Genomic DNA, 26,657 nt, shown 5'->3' with positions numbered 1-26,657 from the left:
AAGCCGCGGCGCCGGGGACCCGTTAAAAAACCGTTTTGAGATCGGTTTCCAGGGCGGAAAGGGCGCTGTAGCGGCTGTCGGGCCGCACCTTGAGACACCGTGCCGTCACCATCGCCAGGCGGCGGTCCGGGAAACGCGCCACCTCGGCGTCGCTGAGCACAATGTCGTTTTCGGCCAAAAACCCGGCGCGTTCCCACAAATCACCGTAGCTTTCACCCGGCGCGTGGCCGACAAACCGATGGTACAGGTACAAACCCACCAAATAAACCTGGGTGCGCGCATCGCCGCTCACCTGGTTGAGGTATTCCGGGGTGGCACCGGCGAGGATCATGTCCGGGGTGATTTCGGGGTCGCGCAGGGATTGCACCAACTCGAGGCTGGGCGGTTCTTGGGCGCTCTGGATCCACTCGGCTGGATCGTCCGCGGCCAGCAGTTGCGCGGGCATCATTGCCGACAGCGGTTTGTCGCGGCGGGCGAAACCGCGCAACAATTGGAACACGGGATCCTCGGCCCTGGGTGGCGCCGGGCCGGGGCTTGCGTTGGCCACCGGCGGTTGCGGCGCCGTCGCCGGGTCCAGGCCACCGGTTTCCAGCCATTGCAACAGCGGGCTGATGTGAACCCGGCCGTCGCGTTCGACGGCCAGCGCCGACTGACGCACGTAAGCGAAATGGGGATGGTTGACGGGCAGGGCCGCGATTTGCGCGGCGGCGTTGCCGGCTTCCCACCAAGCGCGCATTTCGTCCGGCAAACACATAAAATTGGAATTAAAAAAGTAAAAGGCCGCTTTGCCGTGTTTGATCTCTTCCAGCACCAAATCCAAATCACCATGGCGCTCGTAATGTTCACCCAACAAGGCGACAAGGTGTGGATTGCCCAGGGTAAGGCGGTGAATATCGCGGCTTACCGTTTCTTCCAAACCTTTGCTCATCAGCACCTTGAGGCTTTCTTCCTCGCTAAACGGACCGAGCAGGCGCGGCGGTAGGAAATCGGGCAAAAACGGCGAGGTGCGCGCCTGGGATTCGTCCAAATCGTACATGCGCATCGAACCCGCCATCACGATGGTCAGGTTACGCGAACCGTGGGTTAACTTGCGAAACACGGCCAAAACCGCGGGTTCCCCCGCGGCCACGTCAACCAACTCCTCGCATTCGTCAATCAGCAGGTAACAGCGTTTGCCCTTCAGCGTTTTGACGCGGCGACGGAAGCGGTTGATCAGCTCTTGAAAGGTCGCTTCCTCGAGGGCGTCGAGGTCCAGATCCAGTTCTTCCGCCACTTCCTCCGCGTCTTCCAAGGCCTCCAAAAACGAATCACGCAAGCCCTCGACATTGCCCGATCCCTGCAAATCCCAATACAGCGCCATCTGATCCGGCCAGTAACCTTCACGGCACAGCCATTCCACCTGGCGCAGCAACGAACTTTTGCCGACGCGGCGGTTGCCCAGAATCCAACTGGTGCGCAGCCCCTCCTGTCGTAAAGCTTCCAAGTGTTCACCGCGCCCGACAAAATCCTTGCCGCGTACCCAGCGATTAATGACAAATGACATGCGTGTTTTCCTCTCAAATTAGCCGGCGCCGCGTGCCTTCACGGCCCTCATGCGCGCGCCTCTTCACTTTTTTCTTGCAGTAATTGTTCCACGTCGCCCAGGCGAATGTGAAACAAACCGGATTGCAGCTTCTGGTCAACCAACTTGATGCACAGCTTTTGAATCAGGTAGGGATGACCGGAAGTGGCCTTGAGCAAGGCGGTCACAGCGGCGGGTTCGTAGGTAAAAATGCCCTCGACGGGATCGAGGATCAGCTCGCGCGCGGCCTCCTCGTCGAGCGATATCACCGGCACTTCCTCAAAGAAGTTGTACCAGGGTGAACCACTGCTCTCCCATTCTTTTTTGAGGTGAATCCCGGCCATGATACAGCTGAGATGCTCGGCGAAATCCTTCATAAAAATACTGCGCAGTTTTTGGTTGGTCTTGTCACTGAACTCGTTCAACACGTCGACCTCGTCCATCAGCAACACGATCAACACATGACGGTCGGCGTGATCGGCCAAGCGCCCGATCAACCGTTTGATGTCCTTGGCAAAGTGCCTGGCCAAGTAACCTTCTTGACGCTGATGGACTTCAAGATCCTCGTGGTCCACGTCCCAATCGGCGGCGGCGGTACACACCTCGGCCATCAAATGATGAAACAGGTCGGGTTCATGCAATCCCTGAAGGTCGATGAATACCGGGTAAAACTGATATTCAGGGGCGTCCAGGGCTTCCAAGTTGCTTTTGAGTTGCAGCAGGAAACTGGTTTTGCCGATGCGGCGGTCGCCGTGAATCATAAATGAGTTTTTGTGGAGCGAACCTTGGATGCGCTGCATCAGGCGTTCCCGACCAAAAAACATCTCGGGTCGACGCACCGGGCTGCCGGCGATGTAGGGGTTGAAATGGCGCAGGCGCGCCAGTTTGCGGGCCTTGTTGCGGCGCACCACCCGCATGATCACCAATACCAGCAGCAACAGGACGAGGGCCAGGTACAGTTGGAAATGGAGGTACCAAGGCCGGGTCAGGGTGAGGCTTTCCCGCAATTCGAGACTGCGCCCCAAATCATCGCGAAGCACCAAGGACACCTCGTAATCGCCGAAGTCGGTGGCGTTCAGGCGACCGATGCGGTGGTGTTGTTGGGGTTGCTCGGTGGGCATCACCTCGAGTTCGAGGTGGTGTTCCTCGCCGTTCACACGCAGGACGCTGTCTTGAATTTGTTCGGCACCGAGGAACCGCGCTTCAAGCAGCAGTTGCCGCAAACCCTCGCGCCGCAGCAACAAGACCCCGGTGAATTCCGAAGGCAACGGCATGGCGTCACTCGCGGTGCGTTCTTTTTCCAACTCGTCCTGAAGTTCTTTGTTTTTCCCCTCGGAGCGCGCCAGTTGGTTGGCGAGTTGGGCTTTTTCTTGTTCCAATGACTTGGCCTGTTCCTCGATTTGAGCCAGCATCGCCTTGGTGTCGGCATCTTCCTGGGCGTCTTTTTGGGCGGCGGCGTCCCGGTCGGCCTGACTGCGGCGGCGCTCGGATTCGAGGGCTTGGATGCGTGTTTCAAACTCGCCTTGCCGACCGGTTGGAATTTGATCGCGGTAGGTGTTAAACAGGGCCTTGGCCACGGCCAAGTCACCTTGGTCCAGGCCGGTTTGAATGCGTTCGGTTAACTCGCGGCGCAAGCGTTGGTCCTTGGCGGCGACATCCTCGCGCATTTGCAGCACGGCACGCATATCTTCAAAAGCGCTTGTATCAACGCCTTGCCGCGCCAGCTCGGCCAATTCTTTTTGAAAATCATCGAGTCGACCGTTTTGCAGGTGTTGGAACAGACGGCGACGTTGGTCGAGCAGCACCCGTTCCGCTTCAATGGCGGCACTGAGTTCAGCGGCCTTTCTGCGATAAGCCTCGAAGATCGGCGTCAAATCGGCTTGCATTCTGGCGGATTGCGCCACCACCTCGCCGCGGAACGCCTGCTGGGCGGCGGCATTGGCGGCGGGTAATTGATCCAGCGCGTAATGGCTCAAGGCTTGGTAATAAAACGGGGCGTAATCAATTTTTTGGACGGCGCGGGTGAACTGATTGCGCTTGGGTTCGGCTTTTTTGGCCAAGGCGGCCTCCATCGCGGCGAGGCAATCCTCGTAGCGTTGCGCCTGGTAGTGTTTGACACCCTGTTCGTAGTGCTCGTACCAGGTCCAGCTCGGGTTCTGGACCAGCATCAACCACAGCAGCACCATCATTTCTTTCTCCAAATCACCGACAGCGTGACCTCGCGGCCGGTTGACCAAAGGTCCGCGGCGAGGTCGATCTCAAACCGGTTGTTCCACACCCAGCCAAAACCGACGGTGGCGTGGTCCTCGTCGCCTAGACCCGTCACCGAAAAACGTTCCGCCACCCGTTCGTCGTCGCCGCGATAGCGAATGGTGTGGCGGGGGTTGCGGAAGTACCCGCCGCGCACGGCCCACACGTTGTGGTTGGCGGCGATCAAATACTCAAAGCCCAGGTGGAATTGATCGATGTCGTCAACCACGTAGTTCTCGACCCGTTCCTCCTCCACGTTCTCGACAATGGCAAAATCGTCGCCAATGATCTGACTGTAGAAAATTCTTTGCCAATCCAGCATCAGACGCGCGGTCGGCAGCACCCGATACTGAACGCCGCCGCCGAATACGTCGGGCACGGCAAAAGGGACGGCAATCTCGTCTTCAAAAAACGGCAGGCCGTTGCGGCTTTCCGAAACCTGCTCCTGTAAAAACAGTTTGGGATTGCTGCGGTACACCAATCCCCAGGTGAAATCACCGCGCACCTCGTGCAACAGGCCGATGCTCCAGCCGAAGGCGTGATCGGTATCATCAATGGACGAGTTGAAATCAAAGGTTTCGGGCAATTCACCAATGGTTTGTTCAAAACCCTCGCGGCCGTAACTGGTTCGCCCCACCAATTCGAACCAATTCAGGGTGGCCCCCAATTTGAAGTCACCGTAGCGGCGCGCCACGCCGAGCCCACGAATATCACCGCTTAAATCAAGGGAAATACGCCGCTGCTCACCGATTTGCGTATCGCCGGTGAAGGAGCTGGAAACAAAGTCTCGGTTTTGCCGATCCTGCAGGTAGCGGTACTGGAAGGCGCCGAAGTACCAGGAGCCGAACCGGTAGTTGGCGGCAAAGAAGTTAAGCTGTTCAAAGTCAACAGCTTCCTGAGTAAAAGAGGTGTTGCCGGCGTTGAGAAAAAAGGCCTCACGGCCGTCCCGCTCGGTCAGGCGGTACTCAAGGGTGATGGCGGGTTCGGCAAGGAACGCCAAGCCGGCGGGGTTGGCATAACTGGCGGAGGCATCGTCGGCGGTCCCGATAAAAGCGCCACCCAGGGCGGCGGCACGGGCGCCCGGCAAACTGAAATCGAATTGGAATTCGCGAAAAACTTCCTCGTTGGTCTGGGCCCACACGGGAAGGCCACCCAAACAGACGATCAATCCGAAAAGGGGCGGGATATGTCGCCGCATGGCGAGACAGGGCAACATCCCGTTCCACAATCGATGCATCAACCGGCCGAGTGCCATGGTGAACCTATCCAAAATCAAAAGGTATTCCCAATCCTTTCATAAAAGCGTCATCGGGAAGCGGGCCGGGCTCATGAAGACCGACCGAGGCGGCGTAGACCGTTCGCGGGTGCGCTGGGTGGTTGGCCGGTTGGAAGCCTTGCCGAGGAACAAAAAGATCCCTAGCAAGAATCATTCATGGTCGGGCAACAACGGGGATGCCGCGTGGGCCGGCAGATTAGAACGAACAGGTGAAGAAGCAAGGATGGTTGTTAACGCGAATCCAGATGCCGAGACAGCTCGGGAAGGCAGCGGCGGAGCAGCCTTCCGGGACAGCCGTTAAGGCAAGCCGCGTCATAAATTAAGGAGCAAGCATACCCTAAGCCTCGTAAAAAAAGAAAGCGCGCATTTGTGGGCAATCGGGAAGGTTGACAGGTCGCGGGACAAAATGACCGGGCGCAAAAGGGAACAAAGGAAACGAACACGACCGGATCCCACGCGAAATCGCGCGTTGATCCATTGAGGGCGCGAAACGCGGTTTACCTCGACCTGTACCAATTCTCACTGGCCGTTTTGGCCCGACGATTGCTACAATCAGTGGTTAGCCTTGAGCTTGGGGTTTTATCGTATGTTGCGAATGATCTGCTTTTTATTCTTATGTGCGGCCTTATGCGCCGTTCACTTGCATCCCTTACAGGCCTGCATCGCCGTCCCACTAAACGCCACCTTGACCTCGGGAAGTTACACCGATGTGGTCGAGGTCAACGATTATATGGTGTTGGCCACGGGCAACGGTCTTGAGATTCGGTTCTTGGATCGCAGTCGCACGGATTTGTTTACCGTCCCCATTCCCGGTGAAATTACCCAACTCATTCCTCAAGGCAACGCCGTTTTTGTGGTCACGGCCGATGTGGGTATGACCCGCGTCCCCCTCGACGGTGACCCCGCCAACTGGAGCGCCCGCGCCCGCGAGATCCTGATCCCCGGCATCCAATCGGCGACGGTGGTCGGCATTAACGTGATCACCCGCCACGCGGACGAAGTCCAATTGCACGAATTCCGAACCCTAAGCGACATAGACTTACTGGACACCTGGCCGATTGCGGGCCACGGGATCTTGGCTTTCGGCAACGTTGTCGCGGTTCACACCAAGGAAAACAATGTTCAGTGGCGCTACGTCGAAAACGGTCGCTTCGCCGGGCCTAGCTTTACCCTGGACGTCGAGGGCCAAACCCGTTTCTACGGCATGGAACTACAGAACAATGTCAATCCCGGCCATCGCCTGGTGGTCCGTGCCGCCGACCGCATCCTTTGGGCCGGCTTCGATGAAAGCGGGCTCGCCGCGCGTACCGGCGAATACTTCCGCAACAACGCCCGGGATCTGGTTTTCGGTTGGTCCGTTTCAGATACCCATCTTTTCCTGCGTTTTGCCGACCGGCTCGAACGACGCAACATCATCCCGCCGGACAGCCCGATCCAACTGCCGATGGCGGGCACCCCGCTCGCCGAAATCGGCGCCACCCGCCTGCGCGCCGTCGGTGACCACGTCTACTTCATTTATGAAGGCAACGACAATGTCGATTGGACCTTGCGCAGTTTCGAACCCTTGGCCGGCGGTTTAGCGCCCGGTCACGATTTGAAAAGTCGTTACGGCGCCATTTCCAGTGTCGCCGTCGCCTCCGGCCACCTCTTTTTTGCCTCGGTTAACGGCTTGTTCAGCGCGGGTGTTGCCGGCGATTTTGTCGAACAAGTCACCCCCCGCGAGGCGCAAACCTTCGCCGGAAAAATCCAGTCGATCACCGGCAACGGTCAAGTTTTGTACGTTGTTACCAGCGAACCCGGCGCCAGTCTCTCCAAGTTGACCGTCCTCTTGGTCGACGCCGACGGCGGCATCAGCCCGGTCCTGGAAGAAGCCTTTACCGGCGCGGTTGAGCGGGTTTCGGTTTACGAGGACCAACTCGCGATTCTGCTGGTCAACCGCAACTACCAGGGACGCAACTACACCGGTTATGTGATCGATCAAAACGACCTGATCAACGGATCGGCCACCTTCGCCAACGCCGCGACCTTTACCGAATTGGTCTCCTTTGACTCCGAGGTTTCCCACCGCGATTTCACCCTTTCCCAAAGCGGCCTGATCCACCACGACGGCGCCACGGTGCGGTTGCACCCCAACCTGAACAACTTGAATACCCGGGTCATGTTGGACCTCAATCAAACGGAGCCGGTACAAACCGTCATCGTGCGCAACGACCAACTCTGGCTACAAACGGCCTCGGCACTGCACCTGTACCGTTTGGACGGGGACCAAGCCCAGCGCATTGGTTCCTACAACAACTGGCACAGCGTCAGTCGCCTGACCGGCAACGAAATCATCGCGCAAAACACCAAGGACCGCAGCCCCGGCCGTTACTACACCTTGGAAGCAGCCCCCAACGGTTTGGTGCAAGCGGTGAGCAGCTTCCGCTCCTCAAGCCCTCCCCTGTTTGCCGACGATACGCGCGACAGCGAAGAACGCCGCTTGTTTACCGTCGAAGCCTCTTCCCTGCGCAGCTACCGCATTGAGTGCAAGGACAACACCGACCGCTACCTGTTCCCTTTCTCCGATAAAGCCGAGTTAGAAGTGTCCACGCTCCTCGACAGCACCGACCAAATCAACTTCACCATCTTTGATCGCGAGGGCAACATCATTGGTTACCAACGCATGGACGGTGATTTGATCAGTATTTTTAACGGTGAACCCCTGGAAGAATGGATTTACGAGTACAACGAACGCGCCGAACCCTACACCGTGGTTTTGAACTCCACCCGTCCCATCGGCCCGATTCTTTCCGATCAAGCCGGCGCATCGCCCAACTCGCGCTACGCCTACCGCATCCCTTCAATCGACGAATTCAAGACCGACATCTACATGCCCCACGTGCCCGATCCGGCTGACTGGAGAACCACCCTTGTTTTGCAAAATGCGCAGCCGGGTTTAGACGACCTGGACGTGCTGAATACCAAAAACGAAACCTTGACCATTGAACTGCAGAACTCCAGCGGGGAACGGCTGTCGCGCCAAGTGCCCTTGGGCGGCACGGATCGTTTCGACATCGGCCTGGACCTTTTTGAAAAAGAAACCAGTTGGACCAAAATATCCAGCTTCGATCTGGGCACCCGCTTGGCCGGTTTCGGTTTGATCCAGCGCAACAACGAAAATCGCGCCGCGGCCATTCCGCTCACCAACACCTTGGGCGAAATTTTGGTGGTCCCCTATATCGCCAACGGCCGTGACCCGGAGTGGTTTACCGGCGTGGTGATGTCGAACCCCAACCCGGAAGAAGCCGTCGTCCGCGTTTTCCCCTACGACGCCGAGGGCCAGATTCTGCCGGCACAGACCATCACCATTCCCGGCCGCTCGCGGCGTGTCGATTTGGCCGAGGACCTTTACCTGGTGCCGGAAGGCTCGAACGAACCGGTATGGATGGTGGTGGCCTCGTCACACCCCATCATGGGCATGTTGCTTTACGGCGATTTTGACGACCAAAGCTTGGCCGCCCTACCGCTTTCTTATTTCGACGGAACCGAACTGCTCATTTCCGGCATTCGTCAGAACGACACTTATTGGTCGCGCATTTCGCTGACCAACATCGACATCACCGACACCACCGTGTTCATCCGCGCAATTGACGATTTGGGCCAAGAAATCGCATCCAAAACCTTGTTTATGCCGCGTCGCGGACACGTGGAGCAACCGGTCAACGAATTGTTTCCGAACCTGACATCACAGGAGTTAGCGACCGTTCGCACCATTCACGTGCAAAACGACCTCAACAATGTTTACGGGGTTTTGTTCCGCGGCCGCTACGATTCCGATTCGATTGAAGCGGCGAGCGCGCTGCACCTTAACGGCAACTAGCCCGCATTTCTCCCAAGGAATTCTGCTACTAAGCCGAAACCCATGCGATTACAAGGGGGCGGCCATCCGCCTTACTCGGTCGAGTCGCCTTCGCCTCAGCTGCTACGCCGATAGGTCGGACCCCTGTCCCGTCTCTCCGTCGTAATCTTCGTACGCACAAGGCTTTCGGCTTCTCGCGACGAATCCTTGTGAGAATTGCGGGCTAGCCCGATCCACGGTTCATCACCCGATAAGCCACCATTCACAACACCGACCCTGGGTTCCCACGGGCGACGCTGCATAAAATGACGTGTCGCCTCCGGTCCAAAGCGACCGGTTTCATGCGGCACAAGCTGCATGAATGCACATGCTTCGCCTGTATTGAAGGAGCCCAGCATGCGGATTCAGGTGTGTTCCCCCTCCGACCTCATTTCCGGTGCCGACCTGCCCTGGGAATTGCCACTGAAAGATTGGCCGGACGATATTTTGGTGGAAATGCCGCGCGGGATCTCACGCAACACGGTTCGCTTTGCGGCCCGCAACGGGATCGTTTACGCGGTCAAGGAATTGCCCGAGCGTCCGGCAACCCGCGAATACCGCTGGTTGCGCGCCTTACAGGAACACGACCTCCCCGCGGTTCAACCGGTGGCACTGATCACCGAGCGCGGCGAAAAGCCAGGACACATGATGGCATTGCTGATCACGCGTTTTTTGGAGTTCGCACTCCCCTACCGGACGTTGCTGAGCGGCAGCAGGCTGCCCATCGACCAGGATCGTTTGCTGGATGCGATGGTGAACCTTTTGGTACGACTGCACCTGGCCGGCTTCCACTGGGGCGATTGTTCCTTGTCGAACACGCTGTTTCGTCGCGATGCAGGTCGCTTGGCGGCGTACATGGTCGACGCCGAAACCGGTGAAATGCACCCGCAACTTTCCGAGGGACAACGGCGTTACGACCTTATTGTGGCGGAAGAAAACGTGGCAGGCGAGCTGATGGACGTCGCCGCGCAAATCGGATTACCGCCGGGCATCGACCCCATCGAAACCGCCAACAACTTGGTGGAACGCTACGAGCGCCTGTGGCACGAAATCACCCGCGACACGGTATTCCGCCGCGATCATCAGTTCCGCATCGCCGCCTACCTGAAGAAACTCAACAACCTGGGTTTTGACGTGGAGGAGCTGGAAATGCGCACCACGGACGACGGGACGCGGCTGCGCATGCGCCCCAAGGTGGTGGAGGAAGGCCACCATCGCCGTCGCTTACACGAGCTGACCGGCCTGATCGCCCAAGAGAACCAAAGCCGGCAAATCCTCAACGAAATCCACCGCCACCGCGCTTGGCTGAGCGAGCAGGAGAAACGCGACATTCCCCAGGCGGTGGCGGCCCACCGCTGGCTGGTTGAGGTCTACAAACCCGCCTTGCTCAAAATCCCGGAAGACCAGGCCGGCAAGCTGGAGGGCCCGGAGTTCTTCCACCAAATCCTGGAGCACCGCTGGTTCTTATCGGAAGCGGCGGCGGCGGATGTCGGCACGGAGGAAGCGACGCGCGATTACATTACCAGCATCCTGCCAAACGTGGCGGAAGAGCGCCTCAGCGGCAAGGTGGAAGAACCGACGACCCAAGTCACAACGCCTGAGCTAAAAACCGTAAAAAAACCGATTGAAATCGACCTCGCGAAAAACGAAACAACGCGTAAAGAATAAGCAGCCCACCTATCCCACCCGCGGGCCAAACCTATTTTTTTCAACACTTAACCCAGACCAAAACATCTCTCCAACACAAAAAAGACTTTCTTGTTTGCACATCTCCCTACAAGGGAACTAGAATTGATTAGCCCTGATTCTTGGGAACGCAAGAGCATCCATGGAAACCCTTCAAATTGACATAGAGGATTTATGGCAGGCTTTTAATCTAGCCTCCGGCATCTCCTCTATCATTGGTCTGCTTCTATCCATTTGGGTTCTTTACGGCGTTACAAAGCTCAGAAAAAGCTTCAAAATCAAGGCAGAACTACCACGCTTACTGGCGAACCTAAAAAAAATCCAAAACGATTTCAGTCAAATTAATGCTGAAAACACAACGCGCCTCATTGAACAAGCATCGCTTTTCCACACCTCTCTTGAAACGATCATACTTCAGGATTTAGATCGTAAGACCAAAGGCAGACTGGCAAACAATAATCAGTCTATTTCAACACTCTTAAAAGTAAAACACTTCCCAACCGACGGCAAAACCCGAATTTACATCCTAATGGTTCAGAGTATTGGCATCATTAATGATTACCAAAACCTCAAGTTAAAGTGGAGCGAACAATGAACGCCAACGAGAAGAAGTGGACCACCATAATATTAAGACTTATAGAGCTAACAGCAGAAAGAAAGCTATCATGGACAAAGTACATCCCATCTGATAGGGAGAACGCAACCAGTAAGCGCCTCGGAAGCATAATTGGCTTAGCACGTGTCGACAATTACGCTCCAAGCGAGTACTTTCATGCATTTCTGGACGACACAGAATTCTACCTCGAAATTAAGTGGGAGAGCTTAAAAGGGCCAATAGGTTCATTGAAAATTATTAACGCCCAAACGCAGACTATAACGACACCAGAGAAAGGGTTAGCGGCCTTAGAAGACCTTATCACTGTCATCAAGGAAACTTCAAAAGACGAAGGTGACCTTCTCGATTCGCTACTAGAAAAGCTCAGCGCAACGGCCAACTAACGCCCTCTCCTCCTTTAACCTAAATTGAGCGATCCTTGGCGGGCTCCTCCCACAGCCTGTTGAGCTACAACATGTCGTGAAAATGCGCGACGTGCTTTCCAAGTACGCGTCGTGCGCAACCCCGGTGCACTTTTCCCAACACGTTTCGCACCAACATTCTGCGCGCTTGCATCCACCCGAATCGCACACTTTAGGTAAGAAGCGCGATAACTCGCGGTAATTTTAGCTAAACCTCTGGGCTGAAACGGCCTGTAAAAATGCTCACTGCACCCGGTGGGTGCACCTCCGCTTTTTCCAAGCCATTTCGCTCCAGATCTTTAGCCAAAAATCCTCGCTCTTATCGCGCCTCTTAGGTTAAATGCACAACACCATCATCTTTTTTCCCGATTACAAATAGAGATTACGACATGTTGTCCACAAGCAGGAGTGCCTTTAACAGGAGCAAACCATGAGTGCTATTACCGACAAATGGTCCGACACCATTCTAAAACTCATCGATATCACGCGTGCCGGCACCCTCATCTGGAAACAACTGTTTCCAGAAAAGGGAGAATCTACTACCAGAAACCACCCATCCTTCGTTCCTTTTATCTTGGAAGTATTCCGCGCTACCTCCCGTCATAATCGAGTTGAAATCACCGTGGCCCCACCAGGTGTTTTCGGCTACTCAAATAGAAGACCTTCGTACCGCTTGACCATCACGGATTCAAGCGGTCGGACCGCAACATCTCACGATACCAGCGCAATCGGCGATTTGGTGGCGGCAATCAAGAAAGCAAAACACAAGGAAAGTGAGGTCTTGGAATCATTCCTTCAAGGTCTTGAGTCTTAATTTTTCCCACAACGTATATTTACGACGACTCACTCTATTTGATTTCCATCATCATACGGTTAACACTCTGCGAGAATGCAGGTTAGCTCATCATATCCTAACAAGAGACGGGCGCAATAGGGCGGCCGAGCCGAGCACCTTTTCGGAGCAACACGACTGGCTCATTTTTCCCTTCGGCCTCGGTCACTTATTTTTGCTCCCGTTGCGCCCTCGTTGCAGCCGCGCCCAGCCATGTCCTTCGCTCGGCAGGCTCGCGTCGGCGCGCGGCAGCCCCTTTGGTTTTTCAATCCTGGAGGATTTGATGATTGTTTCCTGTTTGGCCCAATCCGCCCGTCGCCTGCTCAAAGGTTTGGCCACCGTGGGTTTGGTCGCCACCGCGACCCTGCCCGCCCTTGCCCAAGAACCCATCCTGCGCGGCCGGGCCGTCCTTCCTGCCGACTCCTTTGCCGCCGGCCCTTATTCCGGTTTCCATCTCGGCGGTACCGAATTTAACGGCAAAACCGCCCCTTTCCGCACCGGCCAACCCGTCCAAGGTTTTTCTTCCGTGCTGCGCAACGCCGACGGCACCTATCAGGCCATGTCCGACAACGGCTTCGGCGGTATGGAAAACTCCGCCGACTACATCTTGCGCGTCTACCACATCCGCCCCAACTTCAAAACCGAACGCGGTGGCGACGGCGACATGGACGTGCTCGGGTTCTTTAACCTTTCCGATCCCGACCGTCACATCCCTTTTACCATCACCCACCACTTCACCGATGAACGCCTGCTGACCGGTGCCGACTTCGACATTGAGTCTTTTGTTAAAGCCGCCGACGGTACCTACTGGTTCGGCGATGAGTTCGGTCCCTTCCTGCTCCACACCGACGCATCCGGCCGCCTGCTGGAAGCCCCGATTCCCTTGCCCGATTTCGAAAATCCCGGGCAGTACCTGCAAGCGCCGCAAAATCCCCATCGCGAGGAAGCCTCCGCGGTGCGGATGATGAACGCGGTCCGCCACCACGCCCGCATGCACGGCAACACCAAAACCCCGGTTTTCTCGCCCTGGCACGTGATGTTCGCCGACGACGACGAAACCACCCACATCGGCAACCGCGCCAACCCACCCGCCGGCTCCGGGCTTACGGCCGCCGACTCCGAAATTTTTAATGTCCAATCACTGCAGCGCGCCGGCTATCCGGTCGTTTGCTGGACGGTTAACGACAAAGCACGCATGCTCGACTTGATGGCGCTTGGCGTGGACGGCATTATCTCCGACCGCCCCGACCTCCTGTGGGAAGCGGTTCAGGAATTCGACGCCGACGGCGACGGCACACCCGGCGATTTTCTCGACGCCCATGGGTTAATCGATCTCAACCGCTTCGACGCCCAAGGCCACCGCGGCGGGCGCAACCTACGCCCCGAAAACACCATCCCCGCGGTGGAAGTAGCCCTCGACAACATGATGACCACCCTGGAACTTGATTGCGGCGTGACCGCCGACGGCATCCCCGTCCTCGGCCACGATCCCTACCTGTCCGCTGCCAAGGTACGTCGCGTTGACGGCGCAAGCTACGAAGCCGCCGACGAAATCTTGCTCAAAGACATCACCGCCACCGACTTGCAAAACCAATATGTGGCCGACAAATTGTTCCGCGGCCCCGAGCAGTTGAACGACCCCGCCTTGTCACCCGCCGGCGTGGGTTTCTTCGGCGGTGAGGAAGGCATTTACAAGGTGCCCACCCTGCAACAGGTTTTTGATTTCGTCGAATACTACATCTGCTACTACAGCTATGGCCCAGGGACCGCCCACCCCCAAGCGGAACAACGCCGACGCAACGCGCGTCGGGTTCGCTTCAACATCGAAACCAAAACCAACCCACGGACGGATCGCGATCCCAAGGGCAATGTCTATATCGAGCGCACCCATCCCGCGATCCCCTTTGCCGATGCCGTCGCCGAGGTCATCAAAGCCAACCACATGACGGAACGCGCCGACATCCAATCCTTTGACTTCCACACCCTGCTGCAGGTCCAAGCGGCGCACCCCACGATCCGTACCGTCTACCTGTTCGGGGATTTCCCCATCTACGCGAACGGCGCGGCCGGTTCCGACGACGGCACCAACCTACAGGATCAAGCGGGCGCCAACACGCCTTGGCTGGCGGGCATGCTCTGGCCCTACCGTGTCAACGAGGCCAACGCGCCGGCACGGGTGCGCGGTAGCGGCGGCTTTGAAGGCATGGCCATGAACCCCGAGGGCACGGCCTTGTTCCCTATGTTGGAAAAACCCTTGACCGACGCATCGGGCAAGCAGTTGCTGATCCACCGCTTTGACCTGGCCACCAAAACCTTCACGGGCGAACAGTACACCTATGAATTGGAACCCGAGGCTTCGGCCATCGGTGAATTCATCATGTACGACCCGCGCTACGGGTTGGTCATTGAGCGCGACGGCAGCCAAGGTGATCTCAACGGGTTCAAAAAAATCTACCAGGTGCAGTTCCCCAGTGAAGGCAACGCCCTGATCAAAACCGAGGTCCTCGACCTCTTGAACATCCGCGACGCCGCGGCGATCAGCGCGGGCAACGCCGGTGAAGCACGTGACGCCGGCGACGTCGGTGTCGGCGAAACCTTCGCCTTCCCGTTTGTCACCATCGAAAGCGTGGTGTTCTACAGCCCCTTCACCCTCGGCATTATCAACGACAACAACTATCCTTTCTCCGTGGGTCGCCACATCGGCAGCGGCGCCCCCGACGATAACGAGTTCGTGATTGTGCGTTTGCCGCAACCCTTGGCGATTTCACCCAACACGGCCAAATCGAACGTGGACCCACTCGCTCAAGATACCTACTAAACGCCATCCATAAAGCTTTTTGGGCCGCAAACAAGGACACCTCCATGTTTGCGGCCTTTCTCTATCTGGAAGCTGGATTTTCTCCAAACCAAGGCGCCGTCAAATATTTCGTAAATCCACCAACAAAGGTTCAGACACAAACAGTCGAGACAGCTACACTTCCTGAAAAAGGTTCTGGAGGTTGCCTTGGGAAAGCTAAGAATCGAGCCAAACCAGAAGTTACCAGGTTTCATTCGTCTCCAGGTCGAATCCGAGCAAGCACAAGCAGACATCACGCATGTGGTGGATTATGTGCCGGCTAAGTTCATTAATCGCCAGAATTCCCCTCCAGGTCATAGGCGACGCGGCCCGGTACCTTGGTTGCCGATGATTATACGGGCTACAATATCCAAGTCGCGGAAAACGGACTATTGCGCAGCCAGTCCTGGTCACATACGCGGCGGTATTTTATAGATATTCAGCATTTGGAATCAGACATAAAAATCTACTTAAACCTCGTCGCCTAACTTTACTAAAAAGATCGCGATTTTAACCTAAGAAGCGCGATAACTCGCGGTGATTTAAGCTGAACCTCTGGGCTGCAACGGTCTGTGAAAATGCTCACCGCACCCAGTGGGTGCGCGTCGTGCGCGACCCCGGTCCGCTTTTCCCAAACCATTTCGCTCCAAATTTTTTAGCCAAAATCCCTCACTCTTATCGCGCTTCTTAGGTTTAAGGCCTGTTCGGCTCAGACACAGGCGCATCGCCGTGCCCTGTGCGACCCCGTAATCGATAAAATCGATGCTTGGCGCAAGCGGCAGCGTGACTTCCCCGAGTCGGCAGTCATCGAGTTGCTCCCATAAGCAAGTTTTATGTTCATTGGATTATATTGATCCAAAAGCGTGAGCCATAAATAGAAATTAGTCGTGGTTGAAATCTATATCTTCGGTTATGGTGATCAATTTTAACGAAAAGGAAGAAACATTGATAGTTTCCCAGTTTGGATAAGCAAGATTACGGAGGTCTTTTTTACATGAATTGACCTTCTGCTTCATCAAGTATTGTTAGCAGAATTTGGGTGGATATGTGGACATTTTTGAAGTCGGTGAAGTCACTCAATTGTTGGTTGTACAAGATTTCCACTATGAACAACTCAATGTCATGCTCGTTTGCTTTTTGAACGATCCTTCGAAGATCGTTGCTTACTTGTATATGATCATTTGAAAAAAGCTCACAACTATAAAAGAAGTTTGCTTTTCCTGCCCGTAGAGCTGTTAATACTGAGCTTAGGCTAGAGTTGGTAAGTTTTTTTATTGAATAAGCGAATTTATTGTTGTTGACGGGCGTGTTTGTCGATACAAAAATTTTTGACATTGAATGAGTCCTTTTAAATCATCTGGGACGAAGTTATCTATTGAAACTCCATTGGTTGATATTTGATAGTTATCACTATACCACTTCATTGGGTGCTCGTTTTCTGTTACGGGCTAAAGGTTCCAATCTTTGTCGGCAAGCTGAGGATGAATCAAAGCACGATTCATGTGGTGAGCTTGTAGGGGTTTTCCTAATGAAATTCGGCTTTTTTCCAGAATTCAGGTTCAAACGTTCGATGAAGGGCACAGGAGTGACCGCGATCTTGTATTCGATCTGGGTATTGTGCGCATGGTGCGGCGTCGACCCAAAGAATTACCTGTCAAAGCCGATATTGCGAATCCGCAACGGCCGCGGCTCTCAGTTTCCCTTTCTCGATGCATTTGCCAATAAGCACGAATCCTTAATCCTGATTTAGCGTTGTCTCGTGGCCCTAGCTTAGCCGAAGCCGGGGCACTTTTTTGTCTGCTTGTTGGGAGGCTCACAATATTTCTCCCGTCCGGGGCGGGAAACCCACGGCGTCAACCTTGCCGGCGCGGAACAAACCCCATAGAAAGCAGCACCTTTCTCAAGAAAGCAGGCCGAATGCGCTACCACTTTTAAAACGATGAAGGTAAAGTAAGGTTTTGAACGCCCCCCCAACATCCATCGTTTTCAGCCTCAACCCAAGCCCGATCCCACCGGCATTGATCAGCAGCGGCATGCCTCGCCGCCCCGACACGTTTTCTCAGGAGTCACCCATGAACCCACCCCCTCACCTCAAGCGGGAAGTGATGCAACGCTTGGCCAACGACGAAGCGTTGTTTGACTGGTTTGAGGCGGCCAAAGGTGAGGGATTGTGGTACCGCGATCTCACCCGCCCGGACAACCTGTGGTTCAGTGATGGGTATTTTAAGCTTCTGGGTTACGCCACCCCACCTGAGCAACACCCCTTCCGGCTCTGGGAAGAAGCCATGCATGAGGAAGACCGGGATACCCATCATGAAAACTTGGCAAACCTACTGGAAGACGACACGGCACCAAGCGACGACATCCTCCGCTTTCGCAACCAAGAAGGGCACGTCCTGTGGCTGCGCGCTCGGGCGCGTACGGTGCGCGATGAAAAAGACCAACTGGTGGGCATGCTGTGTACCGTCGCCAACCTCACCCCCCTGATCCAGGCCGAACATCAACTGGAAACCCTCACCGACGAGCTTTACGAAATCAATCAGCGCCACACCTTGGCATTAAAAGCGTCCGGCATCGGGATCTGGGATTACGACAGCCTCAACGACGTCCTGATTTGGTCCCCGGAAATGTACGATCTCTACCAGGTCGCCCCCGAACAGTTCAACCATAACTACGCGGCTTGGTTAGACCTCGTCCTTCCTTCCGACAGAAAAAGAACCGAAACCCTTTTTGAAAAGGTCGTTGCCAAAGGCGAGAAAAAATTTGTAACCGAATTCCGCGTGGTCACCAAAGACATGAGTATCCGTACCATCGGCGTCAATGCCAACATCTTTTATCGGGACGGCCATCCCTTCCGCGTGCTCGGCGCCAATTGGGACCTCACCGAAACCCGCGAACGCGAATGGGTGCTGCAACAACGATCCCACGAACTGAAACGCTCCAACCGCGATCTGGAAGAATTCGCGACCATCGCCTCCAGTGACCTGCAAGAACCCCTGCGCAAGATCCACGGCTTTACCGAACTGCTGATTGAGGAATGCAGCGACGCCGTCAGTGAAGACGGTCGTTTATACCTGGAACGCATCGCCGATGCAGGCAGTCGCATGGAACAGTTGATCGGCAATCTGCTCGAGATCTCCCAAGTCTCACACGGCGATCTGGAACCCGCGCCCGTTTCACTCGGCACCTTGATCAAAAAACTCAAAAGCGAAAGTGAAGCAACGATTCACCTCAGCTGCGATGCGTTGCCAACCTTCACCGCGGATCGCCACTTACTCCACCAGGTTTTTTTTCACTTGCTCCACAACAGCCATCAATTCCGCAAAAAGGGCACAGTCGCCACCATCCATGTTCAAAACATTGGACTGGTGGCGCACCAAGGTCGATCTTTTTGGGAAATCCGTTGGCTGGACCAAGGTATCGGCCTGGAACCGGCCGAATGCGAGCGAATTTTCAAACCCTTTGAACGCCTCCACCAGGGGGGTCGGGAACACGGCGCCGGCATTGGCCTAACCCTTTGCCGAAAAATCATGGAGCGCCACGGCGGATGGATTTCGGCGGAAAACCACGGCGGCGGCGCAGTCTTTCGCCTGCTCTTCCCCGAAACCTCGGTCCTCAAAACCCCGTAACCCATAACATTCTGGGGAGTACCATGGTTCAGCGCCTTCGTATCCTACTCATCGACCCTGATCACGATGAGTTTTTTCTCATCAAAAAATGCCTTTTGCGGCTATCGCACCCCTTTTCGCTAAACTGGGCGGTCGATTGGCCCTCGGCGCGGGAGCATCTTGAACGGGAATCGTTTGACGCCTGCCTGCTTGACTACACGCTGGACCGTGCCCAAGGATTTACCATCTTAGAGCATCTGCGGCGTCAGGACGCCGGCTTACCCGTGATCATGTTGGGCCGTCATCGTCAAGTTTCCCTGGACCGCGCGGTCATCAAATTGGGTGCGGATGATTTGCTGCCGAAGTTTGCCCTCAACGGCTATCTCTTGGAGCGCGCGATTTCTCAAAGCATTGAACGGCGGAAAATCACCCAAGCCCTGCGCCAAAGTGAACAGGATTACCGCCACATGGCGGAGATTTCCACCTCGGTGCTCCACAACATGGGTAACTTTCTCAACAGCCTGCTCACGGCCAACAGCAAGCTAAAGCAGCTCAATGAAACCTCCAAAATTGATACCCTCCCAAAAATCAATCGCCTGCTTGCCAAACACCAGGACAACCTCGCCGATTTTTTGGTGAACCACGAAAAAGGACGTAAATTACCGAAATTGTTGTCCACCCTGTCTGAAGTGCTCCGCGATGAACAGCGCCTGGCGGCGGAGGAAATCGAACGGGGCCGCCACATCATCAAACTGATGACACAAACCATTCGACACCAACAGGATCATGCCAAAGCCCACGCGTTTCATGAACCGATCCACTTGGACCAAATCCTCGATAACGCGATTTCCATGTGTGGGGAGATGTTAAAGAAACACGCGGTTCAACTCCAGTTGGACAAGGCCGGTACACCCATGGTCGAAGGCTCGCGCTCACGCCTCACCCAAATTTTGATCAACCTCATTAAAAACGCGGTGGAATCCATGGAAACAACCGCGATCAAACGGCTCGCCATCACCTTGGAAGACGAGCAGGACATGGCCAAAATCACCATCTCGGACAGCGGTAAAGGCATTCCCGCTGAAAAACAGCCCTTTCTCTTTCAGTTCGGTTTCAGCGATAAGCACGAGGGTCATGGTTTCGGTCTGAGTTTTTGTAAAAACGCGGTGGAAGAGTTGGGCGGCCAATTGGTTTTGGTCCACAGTCGCGAGCAAGAGGGAACGACCTTTTCGCTGACCCTCCCCATTTTGGCGCACAAAGCGCCGCCCTCATCCGAACCGGCTTAGGTCCGACCCAACTGCCGGATTTGGGCCTCGCGGGCCGTTATCACGCCTAGCCCGCATTTCTCACGAGGATTCGTCGCGAGAAGCTGAAAGCCTGGTGAGAAATGCGGGCTAATTCCGAAATAACGCGGAAAACCCTGCTTCTTTTTTTTACGAAAATTCCCAACCGAACCGATAGACCAAATACATCATCAAAGCATCTTGAACCGCACTTCCCACCGCGTATGTCAAAAATCGAGCCTGCAGCATCCTACAGGAGCGCAGGTCGTTTGGGTTTCGGGTGTTTTGAGTCCATCACCGGGCACGATAAGACCCGGCAACAATCCTATATTTGAGGGACATATGGCTAAAGAACGGTCTGGCGGCCAAAGGCTCACGTTCAAATTTTTGCTTCCTGTCTTGGGATTACTCCTGGTCATGCAAGTCATCGTCGGTTTTTTTGTCTTGCGCAACGAACGGGCCACCCTGGAAGAAAACCAGAGGATCCTCGGTCAAGAGTACGCGATGGCGCTGGCCCTTATCTCTGCCGACCTCGTCAGCAAGGATAACCGGCAAGAGCTCTCCCATCTGGCCACCCAATTAAAGAACCGGGATCCGAAAGTCTCCTACGTCGGCTTCTTTTCCCCAAGCGGCGAGAAAATCGCTGATTGCCAATCCCAGGTCATCAGCGAACACACCACCTACACCGGCGCCATTCAGACCAACGGCCAAACTATCGGCCAAGTTCAGATTCTTATCGATCCCAAGGCTACCGATGAAGCCATTCGCAGCATGGCACGAACCCTGGTTCTAACCTTCCTGGTCGCCCTTTTCGCGATGAGTTTTGCGGTTCATTTTGTATTCGGAAAAATCGTGCTCGGTCCGCTTCATGAACTATCCAACGCGGTGGCCGGCGTGGCCCAGGGCGACCTGACCGTTGACATTCACTACCATTCCAACGACGAAATCGGCGACCTTGCCGAGGATATTCGGGTCATGGCCGACAACCTGCGCCACATCCTCCAGAACCTCGGCCGCAACGCCCAAACCCTTTCCGAAAATGCCGGCACCCTCGACCAGATCAACAACGGCATGACCGAACACTTGGGTTCCCTCAGCACGCGCACGGATACGGTTATCGCATCAACCGAGGAACTGACGGAAAGCATGACCAGCACCACCAACCAGATGGAAGGTTCGGCGATGGAGGCGCGCCAAATCGCGCATTCGGTTCGAGAGATGCGTCAAGCGATCAACAGCATGGCGGAAAGCGCGGAGCAGGCGCGCGGGGTCACCCGCGAGTTGGTGGATGTGGTGAATCGCGCCGCGGCCGGCACCGACCATCTCACCAACGCGGCCGGGGAAATCACCTCGATCACCAACGTCATCGACGATATCGCGGAGCAAACCAAACTCCTGGCCTTAAACGCCACGATTGAAGCGGCCCGCGCGGGCGAATTGGGCCGTGGTTTCGGCGTCGTCGCCAATGAAGTCAAAGAGCTGGCCCGCCAGACCAACAACGCCATCGAAGAGATCAGCGGCAAAATCGGGATCATGCAAACCACCGCCGCTTCAACCGCCGACGAGATGGCCACCATCAAAAAAATAATGACCGACGTCGACCAAATTGTGTCCCTGATCGCCAGCGCGGTAACCCAACAAACCGCCACGGTCCAATCGATTTCCGACACGGTGACCGGCATCGCCGCCGGGATTAATCAGGGCAGTGCCACCGTAAGCGAAAGCGCCCAAATATCTCAAAACATGTCCTTCGACATCAAGCAGGTCAACGAGGCCACCGAAGAAGTGCGCAACGTGGGTGCCCGCATCAAAGAAAGCAGCTTGGCCCTCACCGAAATGGCGGAGGAACTCAACAAAACCATGGCGCGCTTCCAGTTGTGAGGTTCAGTGCCTGAACCAATAGGGCGCCGTCATCAGGGGTCAGCATGGCGTTAGAAATGGCTTTGAATTGGAACGATGCGCCCCGCCTACCCCCATTGCCCTCCTTACCAGGCGTACTGAGCAGGAACCTGGCACGGCGTTGGCGATTGCAACCTAGAACACCCTTAAACCTAAGCGGCGCTGAAGCGAGGGGGTTTGGCTAAAGACCTGGAGCAAAATGGTCTAAAAAAAGAGGGCCGGGGTCGCGCACGACGTCCACCCATTGGGTGGTGCGAGCTTTTCCACAGCCCTTTTTAACCCAGTGGTTTAGCAAATCCCCCGCGAGTTATCGCGCTCCTAAAGTTAACGTGAGCCACGGTATCCACGCCCTGTGATGAGCCGCGGCTGCCAACAAATTCGGCCAAAGGCACAACCCGATATTACCTAGCGACGAGGCCCTGTTAGCGGCAACCAACGGATCATTCACACGGATAACCTCATTTTTTCAGGCGAAGACGCCGTGCCTTGAATTGCAATAGTCTCGGACGTCCTCAAAAAATAAAGCCCTGGTTTTTAAGATCCGATATGGCTAGAAAAAATAGGGCTATCCTCATGCAGAATGAAGAAAATTATCTATACAAAGAGCTGGTGTATCTCTTCCAAAAGGACACAACAATCCTCAACTGGCTTGATAGAGGCTCATTAGACGGTATGTGGTTTTGGGATTTGGAGACGCCGGAAAATGAATGGTTGAGCCCACGGTTTAAAGAAATTTTCGGTTACGCCGAAGATGAAATTCCCCACACTTCTGATTGGTGGAAGCAAAATATTTTTGAAGAGGACCTGCCGCTCGCCCTAGAAAATTTCCAAAATCACCTGGATGATCCGTGTCATCCCTACGACCAAGTGGTGCGCTACAGGCATAAGAAGGGTCACACCGTCTGGGTTCGATGTCGCGGAATCATCATTCGGAATGAAGAAGGCAAACCCATAAGGATGTTGGGCGCGCACACTGACGTAAGTAGCTTGAAGCGCAAGGAACTTGAACTTGAAAAGAGCAATCAAAGCCTCGAAAACTTTGCGTTTATGGCGTCGCATGATTTCAAAGAGCCTCTGCGTAAAATCACGGCCTTTGGCGAACTTTTCGAGAGTGAATATAGAGATCTGGTCGACGAAGAGGGAAGGTATTACCTAGGACGTATTACAGATGCAGCACATAGGTTAGAGCTCCTTGTAGACAGCCTTCTCGGATTATCAAAACTAACCGAAAAGGAGCTAGAACGTGAGTCTGTTTCTCTTGGGTCGGTCATTGAGCAAAGCATCAACAATGTGCCTGCAGCTTTTCAAGTAGCGCCATCCTGCCACACAAAAATCTTCGTTGATGCGGTTCTATTATTCCAAGTCTTTAGTAATTTAATAAGCAATTCAATAAAATTCTCTGATACATCTCGGCCCTTAAAAATAACCATTTCCTGCAAACCTTTTATGAAAAGAGAAAACTTTGTGGAGGTGACTTTCTCAGATAATGGACTGGGATTTGGTGGCAATGACTTTAGTGGCATATTTCAGCCCTTTCAACGATTGTTGCCAAAGAGTGACTATCCGGGAAGTGGACTCGGCCTGAGTATTTGTCAAAAAATCATCACGAAACACGGTGGAATAATCTGGGCTAGTTCTAACAAAACCTTTGGCGTAAGTATTTCTTTTACACTTCCTAGGAGTAATGATGAAAAAGACACCTAACATCCTAATGGCTGAGGATGATCATGACGATGTCTTCCTAGCCAAAAGAGCAATAAAAGAGTCTAAAAAACCGCTCAACTTCAGCGTTGTGAAAGACGGCGAGGAGTTACTTACCGAGTTAAAAAATCGGTTCACGAATGAAAAATCAACATTTCCAGATTTGATTCTTATAGATATTGACATGCCGAAAATCGACGGCATCGAAGCGCTTGAGAAAATTCGCAAAAGTTCTTCGTTTCAAAATATTCCAATTGTTATGCTGACTACATCAAGCAACAAAAGCGATATTGAAGTCTGCTATTCTCTTGGCGCGAATTCGTATCTAATCAAACCAAAGTCTCTTCCTGAACTTACTCGAATATTTGATGTATTACAAACGTACTGGTTTGAGACCGTCCAAAGTCCAGGTATTGCAGAAAAACACAACTATAAGATGGAAGAACCGAAATGCAGATAGCCCCAAGTGAAACAGACAAGCACACTTCAAGTTTAAATTCAACAAGAAGACTAAAAATCCTTGTTGTTGAAGACGATATCGACGACTTCTTTCTTCTAAAGAAGTACTTAAGAAGCAATCGATACATCTATGACGTTTCACATGTTGAAAATATTCAAGACGCCCTTCTGTTCGATTTAACGGAGTATGATCTCATTCTCTTGGATTACAAGCTCAGATCGAACACAAGTTTGGACTTAATCGCCAAAGCACGAAAACAGAACCTAAGCCTTCCAATTATTTTAATTACAAACCTCAATGATGAACGCTTGGATGATCTTTCGTTTTCGATGGGTGCCGATGATTTCGTGCCAAAAAACGAGTTATCTCCGACCCTACTGAATCGTACCATTCATCATTGTCTAGAAAGAGAAAGGAAAAATCGGGAGCGAAACAGGGCACAACTTGAATTCAGAAATCTCCTTGAGGTTTCCACAACGACCCTCCACAACACCGCAAACATCCTCAATACATTAATGGCCACCTTAGAATCTATTGAAGAATTGGTTAAGGCCTCTCGTGGTGTCGACCTAATGAAAATTAGCGATTTGTTGCGCGGAGACGAAAAAAAGCTAACGAAAATTCTCAGCTCTCCCGAGAAAAGCGAAAAAATCCTTACGTTTATTGACGCCTTGAGCAATGTCCTTGAAACAGAAAGAAGTCAAGTCTTAGATGAAACAGCACTTGCGATTCGTAAAACGAGAGCAATGCGGGACGTTATCCAAACACAACAGTCGAAAGCAAGTGACGGTTTGTACCTAGAGCCAATTTCTTTTCAGGATTTAATTCAAGAAGCTGTTGAACTAATAAAAGAAGATCCCCTAAGTCATGGTGTCTTATTCGAGAAGGTATTCAACGGAAACCCAATTATTCGCGGCCCAAAAACACTACTCACTCATGCAATCTTTAACATCCTTAAAAACTCACTAGAAGCCATGTCTGATTCTCCTGAGAAAAAAATCACGTTCTATCTTGACACAAAAGCGGCAGCAGACCTACGAATTGTTGATACCGGTCACGGTATTTCTCCCAAAATAATTAAAGATCTTTTCTCTCCTGGTTTCTCAACAAAACCGAATGGCAAAGGCCTCGGTTTGCAATTTTGCCGGAAGATCATTGAAGAATTGGGTGGTACTTTAGAAATAGACACCGGCTTAAAAGTCGGCACAGGAATCACCATCATAGTTCCGTTATACTCATCCCCTCTACAAGAGAAGTTGCATTAGCTCTTGCCTAAGAAGCCCGACAAGAGTGGGGGATTTTGACTAAAGATCTGGAGCGAAATGATTTGTAAAAAGCGGACCGGGGTCGCGCACGACCGCACCCTTTGGTTGCGGTGAATATTTTTTAAAGCCGTTGCAGCCCAGAGGTTTAGCCAAAATCGCCACGAGTTATCGCGCTTCTTAGGTATTAGGCCAAAGGGAGCGCCCCTTGAACAGCGAATGGGACAGATTAGCCTAGCCCGCATTGCTTACAAGGCATTCTGCTACGAGACAACCCATGCGATTACAAGGGGACGGCCTTCCGCGCTACTGGGTCGAGCCGCCTTCACCTCAGCTGCTACGCCGAATGGCAAGCCCCGCGAACGGTCGGCCGCCGGCGAGGGTGCGCACATCCCCGAGGCAAAAAAAAGGAAATTGACGCGACCCCAAAATCTTCCCATTTCCTCCATACTTCCTCCAAATTCCTCGGGCAGGATAGATCACCAAGCAGGGCGGCATAAAACCGGCCCTAACGCGAAGAAACAGGTTCCTTCTTTTCAGTGAGGAACCCTTTTCCAGCGAACTTGAATCGCTAAAAAACAGAGATGACTCAAAGGGCATCCTTCGGGTACCGGAACCTGGCGCTCGTCTGTTCTCTCGCAAATAAAATCGTGGTTTTTTATCCACCCAACCCGCGAAGCGAACGATTTGCACCAAGGGAATCCACCAGGTCCGACCCTTCCAGAGCGTAACCGCCGGCAACAATCAAAATGCGGCTGTTTCACGCCCGACACAAACCAAAACAAACCCGAGGCGGACCAACTCAAGGTCCATCGCCTGTGCGGGTGAACAGGGAAAAACAACGGCCGGACGCGGCCAAACAAGCATGCGTCCCCGTGGCGACACCCCGGCTAACGCAAGCTGTGCTCGCGTGAAGCACTTTTCTCGCGAGAACCCGCGAGGAATGAGCCGGCAGGCCCAGGCCACCCCTGCGCCGTTGCCGGCCCGCCTTTCACCAGGCTTCGCATCACGCCTCGAACAACCGTCCCGTTTCGCAATCATTGAACACCGGCGATCAAACCCATCCCCCGTAGCCAGGCGGGTGGCGCATTCATTCACGGGTATCGCCC

17 protein-coding genes are annotated in these 26,657 nt (G+C 54.1%); 13 read left to right on the top strand and 4 right to left on the bottom strand.

Annotation, left to right across the window (positions count from 1 at the left end; genetic code table 11):
- Positions 1 to 22: 22 nt before the first annotated feature.
- The 3 genes from J3U88_RS02405 to J3U88_RS02395 are packed head-to-tail and all read right to left on the bottom strand — an operon-like array spanning position 23 to position 5,087.
- Complete coding sequence (locus J3U88_RS02405; protein WP_207856532.1) at positions 23 to 1,543, bottom strand: AAA family ATPase; 1,521 nt, start codon at positions 1,541 to 1,543, stop codon at positions 23 to 25.
- A 47-nt stretch (positions 1,544 to 1,590) separates the two neighbouring features.
- Positions 1,591 to 3,750, bottom strand: coding sequence for an ATP-binding protein (locus J3U88_RS02400; RefSeq protein WP_207856531.1), 2,160 nt, complete (start codon positions 3,748 to 3,750; stop codon positions 1,591 to 1,593).
- Entirely contained in the window at positions 3,747 to 5,087 is a 1,341-nt protein-coding gene (locus tag J3U88_RS02395; RefSeq protein ID WP_207856530.1) for an OmpP1/FadL family transporter, read from the bottom strand. Before J3U88_RS02395 ends, J3U88_RS02400 begins: the two co-directional genes overlap by 4 nt.
- 640 nt (positions 5,088 to 5,727) lie before the next feature.
- Between J3U88_RS02395 and J3U88_RS02390 the strand changes: the two genes are divergently transcribed.
- The 7 genes from J3U88_RS02390 to J3U88_RS35210 all read left to right on the top strand — a co-directional run bounded on the left by J3U88_RS02390 (position 5,728) and on the right by J3U88_RS35210 (position 15,823).
- Positions 5,728 to 8,946 carry a hypothetical protein gene (locus J3U88_RS02390; protein WP_207856529.1) on the top strand — a complete coding sequence of 1,073 codons (3,219 nt, stop codon included), beginning with the start codon at positions 5,728 to 5,730 and terminating at the stop codon, positions 8,944 to 8,946.
- A 375-nt stretch (positions 8,947 to 9,321) separates the two neighbouring features.
- Positions 9,322 to 10,632: a DUF4032 domain-containing protein gene (locus J3U88_RS02385; RefSeq protein WP_207856528.1), complete on the top strand. Its 1,311-nt coding sequence runs from the start codon at positions 9,322 to 9,324 to the stop codon at positions 10,630 to 10,632.
- A 160-nt stretch (positions 10,633 to 10,792) separates the two neighbouring features.
- Positions 10,793 to 11,245 carry a hypothetical protein gene (locus J3U88_RS02380; RefSeq protein ID WP_207856527.1) on the top strand — a complete coding sequence of 151 codons (453 nt, stop codon included), beginning with the start codon at positions 10,793 to 10,795 and terminating at the stop codon, positions 11,243 to 11,245.
- Positions 11,242 to 11,649 carry a hypothetical protein gene (locus J3U88_RS02375; protein ID WP_207856526.1) on the top strand — a complete coding sequence of 136 codons (408 nt, stop codon included), beginning with the start codon at positions 11,242 to 11,244 and terminating at the stop codon, positions 11,647 to 11,649. The genes J3U88_RS02380 and J3U88_RS02375 overlap by 4 nt, the downstream gene beginning before the upstream one ends.
- A 448-nt stretch (positions 11,650 to 12,097) precedes the next feature.
- Entirely contained in the window at positions 12,098 to 12,481 is a 384-nt protein-coding gene (locus tag J3U88_RS02370) for a hypothetical protein (RefSeq protein WP_207856525.1), read from the top strand.
- A gap of 301 nt (positions 12,482 to 12,782) precedes the next feature.
- Complete coding sequence (locus J3U88_RS02365; RefSeq protein ID WP_207856524.1) at positions 12,783 to 15,317, top strand: esterase-like activity of phytase family protein; 2,535 nt, start codon at positions 12,783 to 12,785, stop codon at positions 15,315 to 15,317.
- A 356-nt stretch (positions 15,318 to 15,673) separates the two neighbouring features.
- Positions 15,674 to 15,823 carry an IS66 family transposase gene (locus tag J3U88_RS35210; protein ID WP_207856523.1) on the top strand — a complete coding sequence of 50 codons (150 nt, stop codon included), beginning with the start codon at positions 15,674 to 15,676 and terminating at the stop codon, positions 15,821 to 15,823.
- A gap of 1,412 nt (positions 15,824 to 17,235) precedes the next feature.
- Here the strand turns inward: J3U88_RS35210 and J3U88_RS34580 are convergent.
- A complete protein-coding gene (locus J3U88_RS34580) occupies positions 17,236 to 17,370 on the bottom strand; it encodes a hypothetical protein (protein ID WP_279382461.1) in 135 nt (44 codons plus the stop codon).
- Between the two features lie 37 nt (positions 17,371 to 17,407).
- Between J3U88_RS34580 and J3U88_RS02355 the strand changes: the two genes are divergently transcribed.
- The 6 genes from J3U88_RS02355 to J3U88_RS02330 all read left to right on the top strand — a co-directional run bounded on the left by J3U88_RS02355 (position 17,408) and on the right by J3U88_RS02330 (position 25,551).
- Positions 17,408 to 18,964 carry a sensor histidine kinase gene (locus J3U88_RS02355; protein ID WP_207856522.1) on the top strand — a complete coding sequence of 519 codons (1,557 nt, stop codon included), beginning with the start codon at positions 17,408 to 17,410 and terminating at the stop codon, positions 18,962 to 18,964.
- A gap of 23 nt (positions 18,965 to 18,987) precedes the next feature.
- Complete coding sequence (locus tag J3U88_RS02350; protein WP_207856521.1) at positions 18,988 to 20,229, top strand: sensor histidine kinase; 1,242 nt, start codon at positions 18,988 to 18,990, stop codon at positions 20,227 to 20,229.
- A 414-nt stretch (positions 20,230 to 20,643) separates the two neighbouring features.
- Positions 20,644 to 22,107: a methyl-accepting chemotaxis protein gene (locus J3U88_RS02345; RefSeq protein ID WP_207856520.1), complete on the top strand. Its 1,464-nt coding sequence runs from the start codon at positions 20,644 to 20,646 to the stop codon at positions 22,105 to 22,107.
- A gap of 591 nt (positions 22,108 to 22,698) precedes the next feature.
- Positions 22,699 to 23,829: a PAS domain-containing sensor histidine kinase gene (locus J3U88_RS02340; RefSeq protein WP_207856519.1), complete on the top strand. Its 1,131-nt coding sequence runs from the start codon at positions 22,699 to 22,701 to the stop codon at positions 23,827 to 23,829.
- Positions 23,813 to 24,286, top strand: a complete 474-nt coding sequence (locus J3U88_RS02335) for a response regulator (protein WP_207856518.1) — start codon at positions 23,813 to 23,815, stop codon at positions 24,284 to 24,286. Before J3U88_RS02340 ends, J3U88_RS02335 begins: the two co-directional genes overlap by 17 nt.
- Entirely contained in the window at positions 24,277 to 25,551 is a 1,275-nt protein-coding gene (locus J3U88_RS02330) for an ATP-binding protein (RefSeq protein WP_207856517.1), read from the top strand. The genes J3U88_RS02335 and J3U88_RS02330 overlap by 10 nt, the downstream gene beginning before the upstream one ends.
- Positions 25,552 to 26,657: the final 1,106 nt, after the last annotated feature.

It is taken from the genome of Acanthopleuribacter pedis (assembly GCF_017377855.1).
Classification (GTDB): Bacteria; Acidobacteriota; Holophagae; order Acanthopleuribacterales; family Acanthopleuribacteraceae; genus Acanthopleuribacter; species Acanthopleuribacter pedis.
Note: the sequence above shows the minus strand (reverse complement) of the source record. Positions and strands in the feature narration are given on the sequence as shown.